The sequence below is a fragment of the Mycobacterium sp. NGS68 genome, from assembly GCF_059812195.1.
This window is the reverse complement of record NZ_JCALCE010000008.1, coordinates 96,239-114,549: the sequence shown is the minus strand read 5'-3', so window position 1 is coordinate 114,549 and position 18,311 is coordinate 96,239. Positions and strand designations below refer to the sequence as shown.

At 66.9% G+C, this 18,311-nt stretch carries 10 protein-coding genes; 3 read left to right on the top strand and 7 right to left on the bottom strand.

The genetic code is table 11. The features are described 5' to 3' along the window. Positions 1–101 precede the first annotated feature (101 nt). Entirely contained in the window at positions 102–9,182 is a 9,081-nt protein-coding gene (locus tag AC5Y5V_RS11615; RefSeq protein WP_499934535.1) for an ATP-binding protein, read from the top strand. Between the two features lies 1 nt (position 9,183). Here the strand turns inward: AC5Y5V_RS11615 and AC5Y5V_RS11610 are convergent, their stop codons facing one another. From AC5Y5V_RS11610 to AC5Y5V_RS11600, 3 genes are all read right to left on the bottom strand, one after another. After that, on the bottom strand, positions 9,184–9,852 hold the full coding sequence (locus AC5Y5V_RS11610; RefSeq protein ID WP_499934529.1) for a pyrimidine reductase family protein: 669 nt from the start codon (positions 9,850–9,852) through the stop codon (positions 9,184–9,186). Next, on the bottom strand, positions 9,849–10,289 hold the full coding sequence (locus AC5Y5V_RS11605) for a flavin reductase family protein (RefSeq protein WP_499934869.1): 441 nt from the start codon (positions 10,287–10,289) through the stop codon (positions 9,849–9,851). Before AC5Y5V_RS11605 ends, AC5Y5V_RS11610 begins: the two co-directional genes overlap by 4 nt. A gap of 116 nt (positions 10,290–10,405) precedes the next feature. Beyond that, entirely contained in the window at positions 10,406–11,341 is a 936-nt protein-coding gene (locus tag AC5Y5V_RS11600) for an SAM-dependent methyltransferase (RefSeq protein ID WP_499934525.1), read from the bottom strand. Between the two features lie 117 nt (positions 11,342–11,458). On the opposite strand from AC5Y5V_RS11600, the gene AC5Y5V_RS11595 reads away from it, so the two are divergent. Then, positions 11,459–11,962, top strand: coding sequence for a DUF2505 domain-containing protein (locus AC5Y5V_RS11595; RefSeq protein ID WP_499934521.1), 504 nt, complete (start codon positions 11,459–11,461; stop codon positions 11,960–11,962). On the opposite strand, the gene AC5Y5V_RS11590 is transcribed toward AC5Y5V_RS11595, so the two are convergent. Further along, complete coding sequence (locus AC5Y5V_RS11590) at positions 11,935–12,081, bottom strand: hypothetical protein (protein ID WP_499934518.1); 147 nt, start codon at positions 12,079–12,081, stop codon at positions 11,935–11,937. The two genes, AC5Y5V_RS11595 and AC5Y5V_RS11590, sit on opposite strands and share 28 nt — an antisense overlap. Positions 12,082–12,182: 101 nt before the next feature. On the opposite strand from AC5Y5V_RS11590, the gene AC5Y5V_RS11585 reads away from it, so the two are divergent. Beyond that, entirely contained in the window at positions 12,183–13,088 is a 906-nt protein-coding gene (locus tag AC5Y5V_RS11585; protein WP_499934515.1) for a LysR family transcriptional regulator, read from the top strand. A gap of 212 nt (positions 13,089–13,300) precedes the next feature. On the opposite strand, the gene AC5Y5V_RS11580 is transcribed toward AC5Y5V_RS11585, so the two are convergent. From AC5Y5V_RS11580 to AC5Y5V_RS11570, 3 genes are all read right to left on the bottom strand, one after another. Next, on the bottom strand, positions 13,301–15,175 hold the full coding sequence (locus tag AC5Y5V_RS11580) for an Hsp70 family protein (RefSeq protein ID WP_499934510.1): 1,875 nt from the start codon (positions 15,173–15,175) through the stop codon (positions 13,301–13,303). Between the two features lie 66 nt (positions 15,176–15,241). After that, entirely contained in the window at positions 15,242–16,387 is a 1,146-nt protein-coding gene (locus AC5Y5V_RS11575) for a zinc-binding dehydrogenase (RefSeq protein WP_499934506.1), read from the bottom strand. A 31-nt stretch (positions 16,388–16,418) separates the two neighbouring features. After that, the gene (locus AC5Y5V_RS11570; RefSeq protein WP_499934504.1) at positions 16,419–18,308 is read right to left on the bottom strand and encodes a M48 family metallopeptidase; all 1,890 of its coding nucleotides are present in this window, start codon (positions 18,306–18,308) and stop codon (positions 16,419–16,421) included. Positions 18,309–18,311 lie beyond the last annotated feature (3 nt).

Here is an 18,311-nt window from a genome sequence, read left to right as displayed (position 1 = left end):
GCTGCGCGAACCCGGACGGCGGGAGCCGACGACCTTTACCGGATCTTGACCATGCATTGATTCGTCCCACCGACGATCACTTTGTGAGTACGCTTCCATCGGTGGAACTGGGGGTTTTGGGACCTCTGCGGGTCCGGCAGGACGGCGCGCCCGTCATCATCCCGGGCGCCAAACCCCGCGCCCTCCTCACGATGCTCGGCCTACATAACGGATCGATCGTGCCCGCCGACACGCTGGTCGAGCTGCTGTGGGGCTCCGATCCGCCCCGCACCGCCGCCAAGGCCCTGCAGACCCACATCTCCGCGCTGCGTCGCACCCTGGGCGACGGCTTCGTGTTGACCGAAGGGACGGGTTGGAAACTGGCCGGCGCGGATGTTGACGCCTCGCGCTACAAGGCCGCCGCCCGGGCGGGACGTGACGCGGCCGCCGCGGGTGACACGGGCCAGGCCGTCGCCCGCTTCGAGGAGGCGCTGACCCTCTGGCGCGGAATTCCCGAGCTGCCCGACGGCCGGCGCGGCCTTTCCGAGAAGACCCGCTGGATCGAGGGCCACGCGGCGCTCGCGGAGGATCGGGCCGACGCGCTGCTGGCGACCGGTCGCGCCGCGGAGGTCATCGGCGACCTCGAGGCGGCGGTGGCCGACGCGCCGCTGCGCGAAAGGCGCTGGGGCCAGCTGATGCTGGCCCTGTATCGCGCGGGCAGGCAGGGGGAGGCGCTCGGCGCGTATCAGCGGGCGCGGTCGCTGCTGGCCGAGGAATTGGGCGTGGACCCCGGGCCTGAGCTGCGGCGGCTGGAAGCGGCGATCGTCGCGCAGGATGCCTCGCTGGATGTTGCCGTGGCACAACGCCTTCCGTCGGTGACGCGGGCGGTGACGTTCCTGCTCACCGATATCGAGGGATCGACCGCCGCGTGGGAGGCGGATGCCGAGGCCATGGCCGCCGCGCTCGCACGCCACGACGAGCTCGTCGAACAGGTCGTCACGTCGCGCGGCGGCCGACTGATCAAGACGCGCGGTGAGGGCGACGCGACGTTCTCGGTCTTCGAACGGCCGTCCGGCGCGGCGGCCGCGGCCATCGAGTTGCAGGACGCGATCGGCCACGAACCGTGGACATTGGCCGAGCCCATGCGGATTCGTGTGGCGCTGCATACCGGCGAGGTCGAGTTCCGCGACGGCGACTACTTCGGCCGGGCGGTCAACCGCGTCGCGCGCCTGCGGTCGCTGGCCACCGGCGGCCAGATCCTGTGCTCGGGGGCCCTTGCCGAACTCGTCATCGACTCGCTGCCCGACGATGTCGTGCTCGCGGACCTCGGGACGCGGCAGCTGAAAAACCTGGCACGCCCTGAGCATGTCTTCGAACTGCGACTCGATGCCGCACCGCAACCGCAGCCGGTCGATGTCCCGATGTCCCGGCCCGCCCTGCCCCCGATGTTGATCGGCCCCGGCCCCTTCGTCGGCCGCGGCCCCGAACTCGAACAGCTCGTCTCGGCGTGGCGGACCCGCGGCACGCACGCGGTACTGATCGCCGGTGAACCGGGCGTCGGCAAGACGCGCCTGGCCGGCGAATGGTCCCAACGCGCGTATGGGCAGGGGGCGGCGGTGCTGTACGGCCGGTGCGACGAGGACCTCGGCGCTCCCTATCAGCCGTTCGCGGAAGCGCTGCGTTGGCTGGTGCCGTGCGTCGGCCCGGAGCGACTGCGGGGACTGCGCGGCGTCGAGGCACTGCTCCCGCTGGTCCCCGGGCTGCCCGACTTCGTCCCCGATCTGGCTGCCCCGGCCCGCGCCGACCCCGACACCGAACGCTACGCACTGTTCGATGCCGTCGTCGCGCTGTTGGAGATCGCGTCCGCGGCGGCGCCGGTCGTCCTGATCCTCGACGACCTGCACTGGGCAGCCAAGCCGACGCTGCTGTTGTTGCGCCATCTGTTGCGCTTCGGCGACCGCGCCCGCGTGCAGGTGGTCGGCACGTACCGCAGCACCGACCTGGACCGGTCCCACCCGCTGGCGGCGATGCTGGCCGACCTGCACCGTGACGGCACCGCAAAGCGGTTGAGCCTGAGCGGTCTCGACAAGGACGACGTCACCGCCTACGTCGCCGAGGCCGGTTACGACGACGAGGAACTCGCCCACGCGTTGGCCTCGGTCACGGGCGGCAATCCTTTCTTTCTCATCGAGGCCCTGCGCCACGTCGACGAGAGCGGCGGCGTGTGGGATCAGAGCACCCTGCCGCAGGGCGTTCGGGAAGCCGTGAGCCGCAGGCTGTCCCGGCTCTCGGCGGAGACCAACAAAGCCTTGTCCGCGGCCGCGGTCGTGGGCAGCCGGTTCGGGCTGGAGCTGGTTGAGCAGGTGGTCGGCGGCGACCTCATCGACGCGTTCGACGAGGCGGCCAAGGCCGGCATCGTCATCGAGGAGCCCGGTGGTCGCTACCGCTTCAACCACGCGCTGGTCCGGCAGTCGTTACTCGCGGAGCTGGCGTCCGTGCGGCGCATGCGCCTGCACCAGCGCATCGCCGCGACGCTGGAGACCCAGCCCGGCGCCGACGACGAGCTCGTGGCCGAACTCGCCTACCATTACTTCGAATGTGCTTGGGCGGGTAACGCGGTCAAGGCCGTCGAGTACTGCCGGCGGGCGGCGGACCAGGCGATGGCCCGCCTCGCGTACGAAGGCGCGGCCGACCTGTACGACCGCGCCCTGCACGCGCTGGAAGAGATCGACGACGAGCTGCCCGACCGCGACGAGCAGGTCGCGCTGCTGCTGGTTGCCCGCTGCGAGGCGCTGCTGGCCGCGGGTGATGTGACTTCGGCGGCGGCCGCGGTGGCCCAATTACAGTCGGCAACAGTGGATTCCGCACGCCTGGCCGCCTGGGCGACCTGCTTCGACGGCCAGCTGTCGATGCTGATCCACCCCGAGCGTTTGGATGAGGTCGAGGTCGCGTTAGCCGCGGCGGCCAACCGGTTGGCCGGATTCGACGACGCCGCAGGGGAAGCCAACGCCCACACCGTCCGCGCCGGGTGCCTGGCCCGACTTGGGCGGATCGCCGACTGCGAAATCGCCCTGGACAACGCCCTGACGGCGGCGCGACGCGCGCGTGAGCACCGCCGGGTGAACGCGGTGCTCGCCGGTGCGCCGCTGGCGGCGCTGTGGGGCCCCAACCCTGTTCCGCGGGCGGGTGGCCGGTGCCTGGATGTCGTACGGCTGCTGCGCATCACCACCGACTCCCCCGCCGTCGAGGCGACATCGACGCGGTGCCAGGCCATCCTGGAGGCCTTCCGTGGTCGTTCCGCCGCGGCCCGACGGATGATCGACTCGGCGCGGCGCACGGTCACCGAACTCGGCTTGCGTCATGCCGTACTCGAAGTCGAGCAGTTCGCCGGCATCGTCGAGCTCGTCGCCGACGATCCCGCTGCGGCCGAGCCGCATCTGCGTCAGGCCTACAACGGTTTTCGGCGCATGGGCCTGGACGCCGACGCCGCCGAGACCGCCGCGCTGCTGGGGCGCGCGTGTCTCGCGCTCGATCGGGAGGCCGAGGCCACCGAATTGTGTTCGGAGAGTGAGCGACTCGCCGGACATGCGCTGAAGGCGTCCATCGCCTGGCGCACGCTGCGGGCGCACCTGCTGTCGCGCTCTGGTGACCACAATGAGGCCCGCCGAGTGGCCGAGGCCGCCGTCAGCCTGGCCGAACGCACGGACGCGCTGGTTGATCACGGCGACGCATGCCTCACCCTGGCAACGGTTTTGGGCTCCGCCGGCGATTACGCGGGTGCGCGAGCCGCAGCCGAGCGCGCCGTCGACCTGTACGAGCGGAAAGGCGCTGCAGCACTTACGGAAATGGCGCGATCGGTTCTCGGTGAGCGCGTTGTCACGACTGCCCAGGCCCCACCTGAAGCACCGGCTGTCGAGCCGGACAACACCTGCGTGCGAACCATCAGGCGGGCTGTGGCTGCTGTAGATCAGAAGGCTTGGGAAGAGTACGAGCGGCTTTGGGCGCCCGATGCCGTCGCCGGGAGTCGCCGGAAGTTGGTCGGCTTTACTCAACATGACCTCCCGGACGGGTGGCTGAGTCAGATGCGGCGACTTCACGAGACGGGCGAGGTACGTCTCATCTCAGTCGTTGTTGTCGCCGTGCGAGGTCAGCGCCTCGCTCTCACTCGGTTGGCGTTGGGCAGCGCCGACGTGAGCCTTGGAGCGCCGCACGACGAAATTCTCATGCTGTATGGCATCGACGAGGGCGGGCGATTCGCACTGCAGATGTCGTTCGACATCGACGACATGGACGCCGCGCTCGCCGAGCTCGACGCCACGCACGCCCGTTTTGAGGAATCACCCTCGAAGACAAGGCGGCTCGCGAATCGCGCGAGCCGCACCGACGACAAGATGAATGCGCTCGGTGCGGAGAAGCGTTGGCACGAGATGAGCGGGTTGCTCGCCGACGACATCCATGTCGAGGACCGGCGCCGGGGGTTTCAACGGCAGAGCGAGGGCCGAGCCACGGTGCTTGCGGAGGCCCGGACGATTGCGGACTTAGGGGTGAAAGGCGCGACCTCGCAAGTCCTTGCGATCCGCGGCGAACGCCTGGCCCTCGTCCGTGTCGTCTGGTGGGGCCAAGGCGACAAGTCGCAGGCATACCGGACCGAAATTCTCCGGCTCGCAGAGATCGACGCCCACGACCGGCTCGCGGCGCACGTCGTGTTCGACCACGATGACTTCAAGTCAGCCTTCGACGAACTCGACGCGCGTTACGTCTCCGGCGAATCGGCCGCGCACGCGCGCGTCTGGTCTGCCATCACGGCCGGCTACGCGGCACTCAACCGCCGCGAAATGCCCGCAACGACACCGAATTGGGTGAACATCGACCATCGGCGGGCCGCATCGGTCGCCCCGGGTGAGATGACCGCCTACATCCGCGCCGCCTTCGATCACATGCAAGCGGTCAACATCTACATCGAGGCCGTGCATCGGTTGAGCGACTTCGGGGCCGTCGTCACCCGAGCCGGAATTGGTACGTCGGTGGACGGCTTCGACGCCGAGTGGCGGTCGGTCGACATATTCGCAGTCGAAGGTGAAAAGTCCAGTCGGTACGAGATGTTCGACGAGGCAGACCTGGACGTGGCGCTCGCACAGTTCGATCAGCTGAGTCGTCCGAAGCGGCGGCTGGATAACGCGGCCAGCCGACTGTACGAGCGAGTCATGGCGTGCTATGCGGCACGCGAGTGGTCCGCCATAGCCGAATCGCTGGCCGCCAATGTTGTGTCCGACGACCGGCGCCGTGTGGTCAACTCCGGCCGGCGCGTCGGCCCAGATGCCTTGATCGCCGAACTGTCCGCGCTGGCCGAGGTCGGGATCGACGTGGCATCGGAACCTCTCGCGATACGAGGCGAGCGTCTCGTCCTCAGCCGCGTCGAAACCTGGGACCACCACCAAGGCCCAGGCGGATTCCAAGGGCCTGCCCTCGACGTCATCGAACTCGACTCAGACGAACGGGCCGTGACGCGCCTCGTGTTCGACCCGGAAGACATTGACGCCGCTGTCGCGGAGCTGGACGCGCGGTACCTGGCGGGCGAAGCCGCACCGTACGCGCGCACGTGGTCGGCAATTACGCGGGCCTACGCCGTGATTAATCGGCGCGAGCATCCGGCGACGACACCCGACTGGACGAACATCGATCATCGCCGGGGGATATCGTTCGCACCCGGTGATGCGTCTGCGTTACTCGTCAATTGGGATGCCATGCCGGACTTGCGCAATTCGGTTGCGGCAGTACATCGCCTGAACGACGTCGGAGCAGTTGTTACCTCGGTGACGCGCGAAACCTCGTCGGAGGGATTCCAGGCCGAGTGGCGGGTCATCACCCTTCTCACCCTGCGAGGCGACCTCATCGACCGAATGGAAGTTTTCGACGAGGCAGACGTCGACGTCGCGATCGCCACGTTCGAACAGCTGTCCCGTCCGGCGCCGCGATTGGAGAATGCGGCAAGCCAAGTGGTAGAACGCTTCACGGCCTACTACGCGGCGGGCGACTGGCAGGCCATGGCTCAGGTATTGGTCGAGAACTATTCCAGTGACGATCGCCGTCGGGTGGTCGGCTCCGGAGTCCGGTACGGTCGAGACGCCCACCTCGCCGACATGCGAGCACGCGCCGAACTATGGCGTAACCGGACTTCGACCGTCATTGCGACCCGCGGTGAGCGCCTCGCGCTCACACGCATCGGTTTGTCAAGCCTCGATCAGGGACGTGAGGGGTTCGTCACGGAGGTACCCATCGTCCACGAGATCAACGCGGACGACCGGCTCGCTGCTGGGGTTGCATTCGACCCCGACGACATCGACGCTGCCATAGCCGAACTCGACGCGCGCTACATCGCCGGCGAGGCGGCCGAGCAAGCGCAGACGTGGTCGGTCATCGCCGCGGCGTACGCAGCGCTCAACCGACACGAAGTTCCAGCGACGACGCACGACTGGGTGACGGTCGATCACCGAAGGGAAGCAGCATTCGGCCCTGATCATGTGATCGCATACATCGGCGCGGGAAAGGACCGTAGCCAGAACACCACCACCTATGTCGAGGCTGTACACCGGCTGAACAAATTTGGGGCAGTTGTGACCTACGCGGCGCACGAGACGTCGCAAGACGGCCTTGACGCCGAGTGGCGGGGAATCGCTGCCCTGACAGTCGAAGGCGAGCTGATCAACCGCTGCGAGGTCTTCGACGAGGCGGACCTGGACGCCGCGATCGACACGTTCGAGACGCTGCTTCGGGCGCCCCTCGGAAACGCCGCAAGTCGGGCTGACGCCCAATTCAACGAGATCTTTGCGGGCCGGCGCTGGGACGAGTTGAATTCGCTACTCATCGAAGACCTTCGGGTCGAAGATCGTCGGCGGGGACTGCACCGTGAGGGCGATACCCGCGCGGCCGAACTCGCGGATCTGCGGGCGATCGCGGAGGTCGGCGTTGCGAAGATGACCTCGCAGGTCGTCGCAGTCCGCGGCGAGCGACTCGCCCTCGTTCGCACCCTCTACTCGGGGCGAAGCCACCGCCCCGATGCATTTCATACCGAGGTCTTCCGTGTAGCCGAAACCGACGCGGACGAGAGAATCGCCGCGTACATCGCTTTCGACCTCGAAAACGTCGACGCCGCCTTCGCCGAACTCGACGCCCGCTACCTCGCCGGCGAATCGGCCGCAAACGCGCAGACATGGTCGGTGATTGCGCAGTCTTTCGTGGGTTACAACCGTGAAGAACTTCCCGCGACAACTCCGGATCCGGTCTACATCGATCATCGACCGATCGTTTCGATCGAGGGAGTTGACCTCGCCGCATCTCTTAGTGCCGTGTTGGACCTCACTGCGGAGGTTCGCGTGTACATCGAAGCCGTGCATCGGCTGAGCGAACACGGAGCCGTCATCACCCAAGTGTTGAACGGCACTTGGCACGAGGACTGTGACGTAGAAACACGGATGATCGGCATGTTCACTGTCGAAGGCGGCCTCATCAGCCGCGCCGAAGTATTCGACGAGGCAGACCTCGACGCCGCGCTCGCCCGCTTCGACGAACTAAACCGCCCGACGCGGCGGCTCGAAAACGCGGCAACCCATTTGAGCGAGCGCTTCCTGGTGCACTTCGCGGCACGCGAGTGGAACGCCATCGCGAAGATGGTTGCCGACAATTTTATTAATGACGATCGCCGTCGCGTGGTGGGCTCGGGAGTCCGAGAAGGTCGGGACGCGTGGATCGTCGACGTGCAAGCGATCGCCGACCTGTGGACCAACGTGACCCCGACGTTCATAGCGACCCGCGGAGGACGCCTTGTCCTCGCGCGTAACAGCTTTGCAACCCGCGATCAAGAACCAGAGGAATTTCTCACCGAGGCACTCAGCATCATTGAGATCAACGCCGACGAGCAGATTGCGGCGTACGTCACCTTCGACCCCGACGACATCGACGCCGCCTTCGCAGAACTCGACGCCCGGTACATCGCGGGCGAGGCTGCCGGATACTCGCAGACCTGGTCGGTGATCGCGGACTCATTCGCCGCGCTTGATCGAGGTGAAATACCCTCGACGGCAACTGACTTGGTGGATATCGATCATCGGCCGTTCGCTGCGATCGAATCCGGTGACCTGACGGCATACCTCCGTGCCGCATTGGATGACACAGCGCACAATCTTATCTACGTGGAGTCCGTTCACCGGCTGACCGAAGTGGGCGCCGTCGTCACCCTTGTGGTTCGAACGACCTCGCGAGAGGGCTTCGACGCTGAGTGGCGCATGACCGATGTCATTGCCGTCGAGGGCACTGAAATCAGCCGGTGTGAGATGTTCGACGACGCGGACCCCGAGGCCGCGCTCGCCCGCTTCGAGGAACTGCACGCGCCGACGCAACGACTGAAAAACGCGGCAAGCCAAGTCACTCAACGGTTCTTGGCGTGCATCGCGGGTCGCGACTGGGACCACATCGCGATGACCTTGGCGGACAACTTTATTCAGGACGACCGCCGCCGAATGGTAGGGGCGGGAGTCCGACATGGTCGTGAAGCAGAGATCGCGGACTTACAGGCGATCGCGGGCCTATCGATGACGGATGTTGCGTCGACCCCCATCGCGATCCGCGGCGAGCGACTCGTCCTGCTGCACTGCCATTTCTCGTTCCGCGAGCAGGGGTCTGAGGCATTTGTTGCTGAGCTGCTCGGCATCGGCGAAATCAACGCCGACGGCAAACTCGTCGCAGCCATCTCATTCGACGTCGACGACATCGACGCCGCCTTCGAGGAACTCGACGCTCGCTACCTAGCCGGCGAGGCCGCGGCACACGCGCACACCTGGTCGGTGAATTTGGGATTCTTCGCCGGATTCAACCGGCACGAACTTCCCGCAACGACACCGGATTGGATCTACATTGACCACCGGCCGCTGGTAACGATCGATGCGAACGATCTCACCGACTCCATCCGTGCCGTCTGGGATCTCACGCCGGACATCAGCATCTATATGGAGGCTGTGCACCGGCTGAGCGACGTCGGAGCGGTCGTCACCTCTGCGGTGTTGGGGACCTCGACAGAGGGCTTGAACGTCGAGTGGCGAATGATCGACCTCTTCACGGTCGAAGGCGACCTCATCAGCAGCTGCGAGATCTTCGACGAGACAGACCTCGACGCGGCGTTAGCTCGCTTTGACGAGCTCGATCGCTAAGTCAGCGGCGGTATTTCAGAAACAGATAATCGTCGTGCACCAGCGCGTGCTCGAGCCGCATCGCGGTCGGCACGGTCAACTGTGAAGGCGCTCGCTGGCCCACCGGCTGGCTTCCGGCGAGCTTGGGTGCGAGCGTGACGCAGAGCTCGTCGAGCAGGTCGGCGTCCACCAGCTCGTCGAGCAGGGTCGGTCCGCCCTCACACAGGATGCGGCCCATCCCCTTCTCCCCCAGCCGCGCCACAGCGCGCGCGACGTCCACCGAGTCCTCCCCGGCGACCAAAACACGGCACCGCTGATCGGCACCACTGTGCGCCGCTTGCGCGCACGTCACCAGGATCGGCTGCTGGCCGGGATCGCTGAACAGCCTGTCCGGCAGACGACCGCTGCGGCTGATCACCGCGATCGGGGGTCGCGTGTCCACTCCGCTGAGCCGCACCGGGCCGTAGTTCTCGGCGCGGGCGGTGCCGGCGCCGACCAGAATCACGTCGGCGAAGCCCCGCAGGATTTTCAGCAGCTGTTGGTCCGTGCGACACGACAGCGGACCGGCGCGGCCACCAAACGCGGCGGCACCGTCGGCGCTGAAGATCATGTTGGCCCGAACGCCTGTCGGAGGCTCGGCGTAGAACGCCGCGAGCTCATCGATGCCACCGACGACACCGATTCGCGTCATGCCTCGTGGCCTGGCTCTAGGTCCTGAACGTCGCCGAACGACACCCAATGTTCCAGCTCGTTCGGAGGGTCGCCGGCCACCGGTTCCAGCAGATGCCCCACGTGGTCGCCGAGGGAGAACCGGTCAAGAATTTTGCCGACGAACCACGCGGCCGCGTCGTCGAGGATGGGGGTGTCCGCGGGTCCGGCATGCCAGGAGCAGCGGCTGAACTTGTCGACCTCGTCGCCGGTCAGGCTGCCGAACAATTCCACGACGTCGAAATGCTCGCGGTCGAAGATGTGCACTGCGAGGTGGGTGGCGTCGGCGGCCACCCGAAAAGTGTGATTCTTTTTGGACAGACCCACCAGGAATCGCGGCGGATGAATGCTGGTCTGACTGGCGAAACCCACCAGACAGCCGGCCTTGACGTCCTCGGCACGCGTGGTGACGACGAACATCGGATAGTTCAGCAGCCCCACGAGCTGCTCGAATGCGTCAACGCCCTCGGCCACCCGTTCAGTCTTCCCGCTCAGTCCACAGCGAATCTTCGCGGGTGCGCCGATCACGCAGCTGACTAGTTCGACCCCAGCACCGAGGCGTAGTAGACGGTGTCCGCCATTGACACCGAGTCGTTGGTCCGCGGGCCCGCCTCGAGACCGCTCTCGTCCAACAGCTCGCTCATCAGCCTGCCGACCGATCGCCAACCGAGGCCATCGAGATACGCCGCGACGTCCTTACGCTCACCCTCGAAACCGAGGTCTTCCCAATCCAACTCGAAACCGTGGTCACGCCATTTGGCGGTCGAGCGGCGCATCATCTCGCGTGCCTGCTCGGTGTCCCGCTCCGGCCGATCCGGGATGGCCTCGACAGCCAGCCGGCTGCCCTCGGCGCTGAGCGCGGTGATGTTGTCCATCAAGCGGTCCTGGGCCTCCGGCGGCAGATACCCCAACAACCCCTCGGCGATCCAGGCGGTCGGCTTGCTGGTGTCCAAGCCGGCCTCCCGCAGTGCGGCGGGCCAGTCCTGACGGAGATCGATTGCGACCGTGCGCAGTTCGGCCTTCGGCTCAGCGCCCAGGCCCTGCAGCGTGGTGGTCTTGAAGGCGATCACCTGCGGCTGGTCGATCTCGAAAACCGTCATATCGGCGGGCCAGTCCAACCGGTACGCGCGGGCATCCAGGCCCGAGGCGAGGATCACCGCCTGGCGGATGCCGGCCTGTGTCGCGTCCTGGAAGAAGGAGTCGAAGAACCGGGTGCGGGCGGCCATCGCCGCGGGCATGTGCTCGAGCTTCCAGGTGGACTCGGTGTCGTCGACGTCCGCGGCGTCCAGGTCGCCGGTCGCCCACCGCGTGAAGAAGTCCACGCCGACGGCCTTGACCAGCGGTTCGGCGAACTGGTCGTTGATCACGGGGTTGTCGGCCCTGGTCGCGATCGCGCGGGCGGCGGCCACCATGGTCGCCGTCGCGCCGACGCTGCTGGCCAGGTCCCAGGTGTCGTTGTCTGTGCGGGGCACGATTGTTCTCCAATACGTCTATGGGTTATTAGCTAGTTTAACACTTAGCTAGTTTAATCAGTTCCCGATTGCCGCGCAGATGTGAAGTGCTTCACACGGTGGGTACTGTGGTCTGCCATGCCGCGCTCGTTCGAAATCCTGACCGAGTCGCCCGCCAGCGTCGAACAAATCCTTCGGGCGTACGCCCGCGAGGACTACTGGCTGGCCCGCGTCGCGCTTGGTGACGTCGACACCACGTTAAATTCGCTGAGCGTCGACGCCGACGGCACCGTGGCCGTGCGCTTCACCCAGCAGCTGGGTCGCCATCTGCTGCCGGGCGCGGTAGCCAAGCTGATTCCCGGCGAGCTGAGGCTGGTGCAGCGCGAAACGTGGCGGGCCGTCGGCGACGGTCGGGCGCAAGGGCAGGTCAGCGTCTCGCCCTCACCCGGGTTGGGCTCGGGCCGCGCGCAGGCATGGCTAACGCCCGTGAACGACGGCACGCAAGCGCGCTATGCAGGCCAAGTCGAGGTCAGAATCCCTTTGATGGGAAGCAGATTCGAGAAGTCCATCGCGGCTGGTTTGGCGAAGAGCATTCCCGCGGGGCAACGCTTCACCTACACATGGATCACCGCGCACGGTTGAGCTGAGACGGGCGGCCGGTTGTCGTCGGCGTGGCTGGCGGCCGCGAAACCAACCGCGATCGCGATGGCCAGCAGCGCGCCGGCGATGAAGCGGCCCAGGAAGCCGATTGCAGTGTTCATGGCATCGATCGTTCATCCGGCGACGGGGTCGCGATAGCCGTCATATGCTTGCCGCGATACAAGCCCGCCTTGTACCATCAGGCGTGGCGTTAAGCGCGCGGATGCCTGAACTTTCCGCACTCGAGGTGTTGTCGGCTATCGCCCGCATGGGCAGCCTGAGCGCGGCCAGCCGGGAAGTGGGGATCAGTCAGCAGGCCGTCTCGGCGCGGCTGACGTCGATCGAATCCCAGATCGGCGTGCGCCTGGTGACACGCACGACGCGGGGCACGCAGCTGACCGCGGCCGGTGAGGTCGTCGCCGAGTGGGCGGACCAGGTGCTCGATGTCGCGCAGCGCGTCGACGCCGGGCTGGCGTCCTTGCGCGCCGAGCGTCGCAGCCGGCTCAAGGTGGCCGCAAGCCAGACGGTGGCCGAGCAACTGCTGCCCCGCTGGCTGGTGTCGCTGCAGGCGGCAGCCCTGCGGCGCGGCGGGATCGCGCCGGAGGTCAGCTTCGACGCCACCGACAGTGAGGGCGCGATCGCCGCGGTGCGCGACGGGCGCGCGGAGCTGGGCTTCATCGAGACCCGCGGCGCGCTGCGCGGGTTGCGCAGCCGGGTCATCGGGCGCGACGAGCTGGTCCTCGTCGTGCCGCCCGATCACAAGTGGGTGCGGCGGTCGGCTCCGATTACGGTGGCCGAGCTTCGCCAGACGCCGTTGGTATCACGCAAGTCGGGGTGGCGCCTGCTGCTGGGCACCGAGGAGACGCTGGACGGCGACCAGTCCCCCGCCGCTCATCCGCTCGAATTCGCTTCTGCCGCAGCGGTTCGCGCGGCTGTACTGGAGGGTGCCGGTCCGGCGGTGATGAGTCGGCTCACCGTCAGCGACGACCTCAACCACGGTCGTCTGCGGGCCGTTCCCGTTGCGGATCTGGATCTGCGACGGGACCTGCGTGCGATCTGGTTGGGCGCCCAGGCCCCGCCGGCGGGGGCCGCGCGGGACTTGCTCAACCACATCGCGACCAGTCGCTGACGCGGCTAGGGCGTCGCTGACAAGAGCGCCCACGCTCCCACGCTTGGGGAGGAAGCCGGGCGGTTGGATGGCCCCCTCTGTCACTCTGTCGTCGGCCCGGGAACCATGTGCCGGTTTGCCCGCCTTTGCGCGACAACCTGACTGTGCACACAATGCCGGTCAGCGCGGCGTGTCGCCGCACATCTGCGCTCGCTCGCGAGCACGGGACAGCACTAGTGCTTGGGAGTGGGTGGCTGGAACGGCGGGAACGGCACGTGATGGCTTGTCGAAGGCGACGGCGACGGTGTCTGCGATGACCGGGTCGGCTTCTGCGACGGCGTGGTCGACGGCGGCGGGTTGGTCCTCGTCGGCGGGGGCGGGACATACGAGGTCGGCGGCGGGACGTACGTCGACGTGTCCGACGGCTCGGGAGTGGGCGATGGCGCCTCGGTGGTGGTGGTCGTGGCGCTGCTCAGGGTGGCCTCGGTCGTTGTCTGCGATGTTTCGGTCGAACTCGGCGTGGGCGTGCCGCCCGGGGCCTTCTTGCCGAAACCCACCAGGCCGAGCGCCAAACCCACCGCCGCGAGCACCGCGACGAGGGCACCGACGACCGTCAAGACCAGGGCCGAGCGCTTGTACCAGGGCAGCTTGCCGAGTTCGGCCGGGTGGTCGCGATCCTCCTCAGGCTGCTCCTCATGGTCAGCGGCCGATTCCACGACGGGTTCGTCCGCGTGGTCGGGGCCGGTGTACGGGACGGGTTCGCCGCCCGTACCGGCGGCTTCCGACCAGGCCAGGGCGCTGTGGGGAGGCGAGGGCCCCTCGACGCGGTCGCCGGTGGATGCGGTTGGGGCGGTTTGGGTCCCGTGACTGCCGGCAACCGTCGGAGGGGCGCTGGGCATGGGCGGCGGGGAGGGGGGCCTCGGCGGCGGCGTGCGGGGCGCCGGCGGCGGCGTATTGGCCCGCGGCGGCGGGGTGCGGGGCGCCGGCGTGCGGGGCGCCGGCGGCGGCGTGCGCGGCGCTGGCGGCGGCGTATTGGTCCGCGGCGGCGGCGCTGGGACGACGGGCGGCGGCCTGCGGCTGGCCGGAGGGGATGGCTCCCCAGCGAGCATCGCCGCGCCGATCGCGGCGGTGAACGCGGGTTGGGGCGTGGTGAACACGGGAACGCGCAGCCGCTCCTGCAGCGTGGCGCGCAGGAAGGGAATGCTTCCACCACCGCCCACAATTGCGGCCGCGGCCAGGCTTCCCTTCGGAATCCCGTTGCGCTGCAACGTCTCCTCGACCGAGGCAACGAACCGGTTCAATGCTTGGGCGACAATTTTCTCGAAGTCTTTGCGGGACAGCCGTATGTCGATACCGTAGTCCGTCCCGATCGCCGTCTCCTCCATAGTCGACAGTTGTTCCTTGACGCGCCGGCAATCGCGCGGCGCAAGGCCCGGCAGGCCCGTTCGAATGGCGTTTTTGAGGGAAGCGGTGCGGGCGTTACGGGCCTTGGCCTGAAGGTGATCGGCGATCAGTTGGTCGATGTTGTCACCCGCGAAGGCCGTTCGGCGGGCCGACTCGCCGACCTGCTGAAAGTTCGCCCCGGGCTTGATCAGGGTGACGGTCGCGCCGCCCGCGCCGAAATCACACAGTGCCACGAGACCGTTCGTGGGGAATTCTGGGTTACCGGACAGCCCTGCTGTCGCGGCCACCGCATCGGAGACCAGCAGGGCGGCCACACCATTCGAGGCCAGCGTAGGGTGATCGCACAACTCGCCGCGGAGCGCCTCGGTCTGAGTGCCGGACCAATACGCGGGTACCGCAATACCGATTGGCCTTCCGTAGCCGACCAATCGTGCCATCGCGTCGAGCGCTTGAACCGTCAGGGCCGCACCGACGTACCTCGCGCCGTCGGCCGCCACCAACGGAACTCGGTCGCCGACCCGTTCGACAAACCCGCGGATCACCAGGCCCGCTTCGCCCGAGTCTGAATTTTGGTCGGGCAGGCCAACTTCACTTGGGCGTTGGTCGAACAACGTCAGCACCGACCGTCGGCTCACGGGGACACTTCCCGCGCGAGCCGCAACGAGGTTGGCCACCCCGATCGACAACCCGAGCGCCGAGCTCATATCAGATACCCCTGTGTCGGTTACCTCTCTATATTGGCTGTTGCACCGGCGATTTGCTCGCGGTTGTCAGGGAACGATATGCGGAGTCACAAGGAATTTCTCGCCGGTCGCTCGCTTGACGTACTCGTGGAACGCGTCGGGTTTGAGCATGCCGGCAAGCGAGACCTCCCGAGTGTAGCGACTGGCGAACGTCGTGGTGAGCTCGGTGGCCACCCGTGCGCGCAGCCGGCCAAAGGTCTCGGCCCCTGCGCTCTGCAGAAACGGCGTGAGCAGCCATCCCCCGACACCCCACGCCATCCCGAAGTTCCTGGTCAGCACCGTGGGACTGGTGTCGAGTGCGCCGTAGATATAGACCTGCTTGTGGATGCTCGACCCGTAGCGTGAGTACTCCGCCGCGGTCGCATTGGCCGCCTGCTCCATGCCGTTGAGGATCTGGCTCGCCAGCGTCCCTCCGCCGGTGGCGTCGAACGCGAGGGTCGCAGAGGTTGCCTTGAGTGCCTCCACGAGGTCCGTCGAGAACGACGGCGCTGAAGAGTTCAGCACATAGGTAGCACCGAGTGACCGCAACAGCGACTCTTGCTCGGGCTTGCGGACGATATTAACCAGCGGTATGCCGTCTTTCTGGCACAGCTTCACCAGCATTTGGCCGAGGTTCGACGCCGCGGCCGTATGTACCAAGGCGGAATGTCCTTCGCGGCGCATGGTTTCTGTCATGCCAAGCGCCGTCATCGGGTTGACGAAGGACGATGCCCCGTCCCTCGCGGTGACCCCGTCGGGCAGAACCAGGCATGCGGCCGCGTCGATCGCCCGGTATTGCGAGTACATCGCTCCGCCCGCAATCGCGACCGTCTTTCCGATGAGGTCCTGCGCCGTATCGGAAGACCCCGCGGCCACCACGGTCCCCGCGCCCTCGTTACCCACTGGAAGCGACTGGTCGAGTCGCGCCGACAGCGCTGTCAGCGAGTTCGTTGCGAGAGGCGCGGTGACGACGGGACGTTCGGGTGTGCCCGCTACCGTCGCGCTGGTCATGTCGGCACTGGCAATGAGCAGGCCCAAGTCCGACGGGTTGATCGGCGAGGCCTCCACGCGTACCACCACCTCGTCGGGGCCGGGGGCCGGCACCGGAACATCGTGCAGCGAGAGTTCAAGCGTGCCATCGGATGTCACCAACGAGCGCAGCTCGAGAGCGGTGGCGGGCAGATTCCCTGTCATGGCTGGGGCCTCGTTTCTTTCCGACGGTTGCTCAGATGACTGGCGGGACCGGGCAGTGCAGCACGCCGCACACGGTGCGGAGCAACTCAGACTCTTCCACCGTGACGACCCTGTCGGCCATTACCGTCGTCACGACTGCCGCAACGACAGTCGCCTTGTCGTTGCCTTCCAGTCCATCGATCACCGGCCACACGTCTTCGAGCGTGAAGATGTCCTGAACTGGCAGGAAAGGGATCCGGGCCTGGGGGTATGCGACGGCGATTCCCGCCTGGAATGCCGCCGCGGCGGCGCGCGGGTCCTTATTGGAGGTTTGCGCCAGTACGGCAATGAGGCAGGAAATCGCATTTTGGGCGCTGGCCAGGCTCTGACGCCTGCTCTTCCACGGCGATCCGGACGTCAGGGCTTCGTGTAGGCCGACGAAAACGAGTGTGCCAAGGCAGTATTCAAATATGTCGATCTGACCGTCGGCCTTGATCAGTTCGCCGATGACCGAGGTCATCATCCGCGTCTCGGCCTCGGGGCGGCCGCGCAGAGCGGGAAACGCGATGGAGGCGACTGGCAGGCGCAAGCTCGGGTCGAGCTGCACCAAATCCGCTGAGAACCGCCATGCTTCGTCGGCCACTTGCTTGCCGTGATAGTTAGCGACGATTCCGTATTGGGCCTGTCGGACATTCTGGTTGCGGTCGAAGATCAGCCCGTAGATCAACGGAACCGCGGTGGCGGAGTTGTGCGCAAGGTCGGCGATGTTCTGCGGGATCGCTTTTCGGGTGCGTGTCCCCGCTTGGTAGGCGTCCGGGGTCGGGTTGCCAACGGCCGCAGCGTATTCGCGGGCGTCGAGGCGGCGCGGCGGAGCGTGCTGGACCGGTGCCTGCGCGAGGCCGATGTGCGAGTCCTCCGCCAGGCCGTCCGGCGGCTGATAGGACCAGCCTTGGCGCAATTCGTCGAGTTTGCTTGGGGTGAAGCCGGGTTCGAGCACCTGGATGCGCTTGATCAGCGGCGGGTGGGTGGCATAGATGGCCGAGAAGTTCATGCCTTCGCCGAACAACATATGGCTGACGTCTTCGGTTTTGGGGCTGCCCAGCCGGGAGCCGGCCTCGAGCCCGCCGATCTTCTTCAGTGCGCCTGTCAGCCCGCTCGTCTGCCGCGTGAACTGGACCGCTGATGCGTCGGCCAGGTACTCGCGCTGACGCGAGACCGCCGCCTTGATCAGCCGTCCGAAGAAGACTCCGATCCAGCCGGCCGCCATGACGACCAGCCCGACCAGCCAGAACGGAATGCTGTTGTCGCGGTCGCGCCCTCGGCCGCCACCGGAATACCACAGCATCCGACCGATCACTGACAACGCCGTGATCCCGGCCAGCACGCCGATGAGCTTGAGGCTCAGCCGCATATCGCCGTTCACGATGTGGCTGAACTCGTGTGCGATCACGCCCTGCAGTTCGTCTCGGTTGAGCCGTTCCAGCGAGCCCTGCGTGACGCACACCGCCGCGTCTGCGGGAGTGTATCCCGCGGCGAACGCGTTGATGCCCGGTTCATGCGGCAGGTAGTAGAGCACGGGCACGGGTGTGCTGGAAGCGATTGCGATCTCTTCGACGACGTTGCGGTAACGCCGCAGCCGTGGATCCGTCGGCATGTCCGGCACGCGTATCCCTCCGAGGCTTTCGGCGACCTTCACGCCGCCGCCTTGGCGCAGCATCAACGTCCTGACGATCGACACGGCGCCGATCATCACCAGCACCCCACCGCTGACGAGTACCGACAGCCCGACCAACTCCTCTGGCGTTACCCCTTTCCGGGACGCCATCGGGGCGAGGACGGCGAGATTGACGATCGCCGTGATCGCGAGCACGGCCAAGATGAAAAGAAACACCAGCCTTCTCGACGCCGCGCGGACTTGACGCTGGCGCTCGAAGAAGTCCATGAC

Excerpts from the sequence above, each read along its gene's own strand:
- AC5Y5V_RS11610 (WP_499934529.1), bottom strand. The coding sequence starts at position 9,852 with ATGACGCGAATCGGTGTCGTCGGTGGCATCGATGAGCTCGCGGCGTTC.
- AC5Y5V_RS11605 (WP_499934869.1), bottom strand. The coding sequence starts at position 10,289 with ATGTTCGTCGTCACCACGCGTGCCGAGGACGTCAAGGCCGGCTGTCTG.
- AC5Y5V_RS11595 (WP_499934521.1), top strand. The coding sequence starts at position 11,459 with ATGCCGCGCTCGTTCGAAATCCTGACCGAGTCGCCCGCCAGCGTCGAA.
- AC5Y5V_RS11590 (WP_499934518.1), bottom strand. The coding sequence starts at position 12,081 with ATGAACACTGCAATCGGCTTCCTGGGCCGCTTCATCGCCGGCGCGCTG.
- AC5Y5V_RS11585 (WP_499934515.1), top strand. The coding sequence starts at position 12,183 with ATGCCTGAACTTTCCGCACTCGAGGTGTTGTCGGCTATCGCCCGCATG.
- AC5Y5V_RS11580 (WP_499934510.1), bottom strand. The coding sequence starts at position 15,175 with ATGAGCTCGGCGCTCGGGTTGTCGATCGGGGTGGCCAACCTCGTTGCG.
- AC5Y5V_RS11575 (WP_499934506.1), bottom strand. The coding sequence starts at position 16,387 with ATGACAGGGAATCTGCCCGCCACCGCTCTCGAGCTGCGCTCGTTGGTG.
- AC5Y5V_RS11570 (WP_499934504.1), bottom strand. The coding sequence starts at position 18,308 with ATGGACTTCTTCGAGCGCCAGCGTCAAGTCCGCGCGGCGTCGAGAAGG.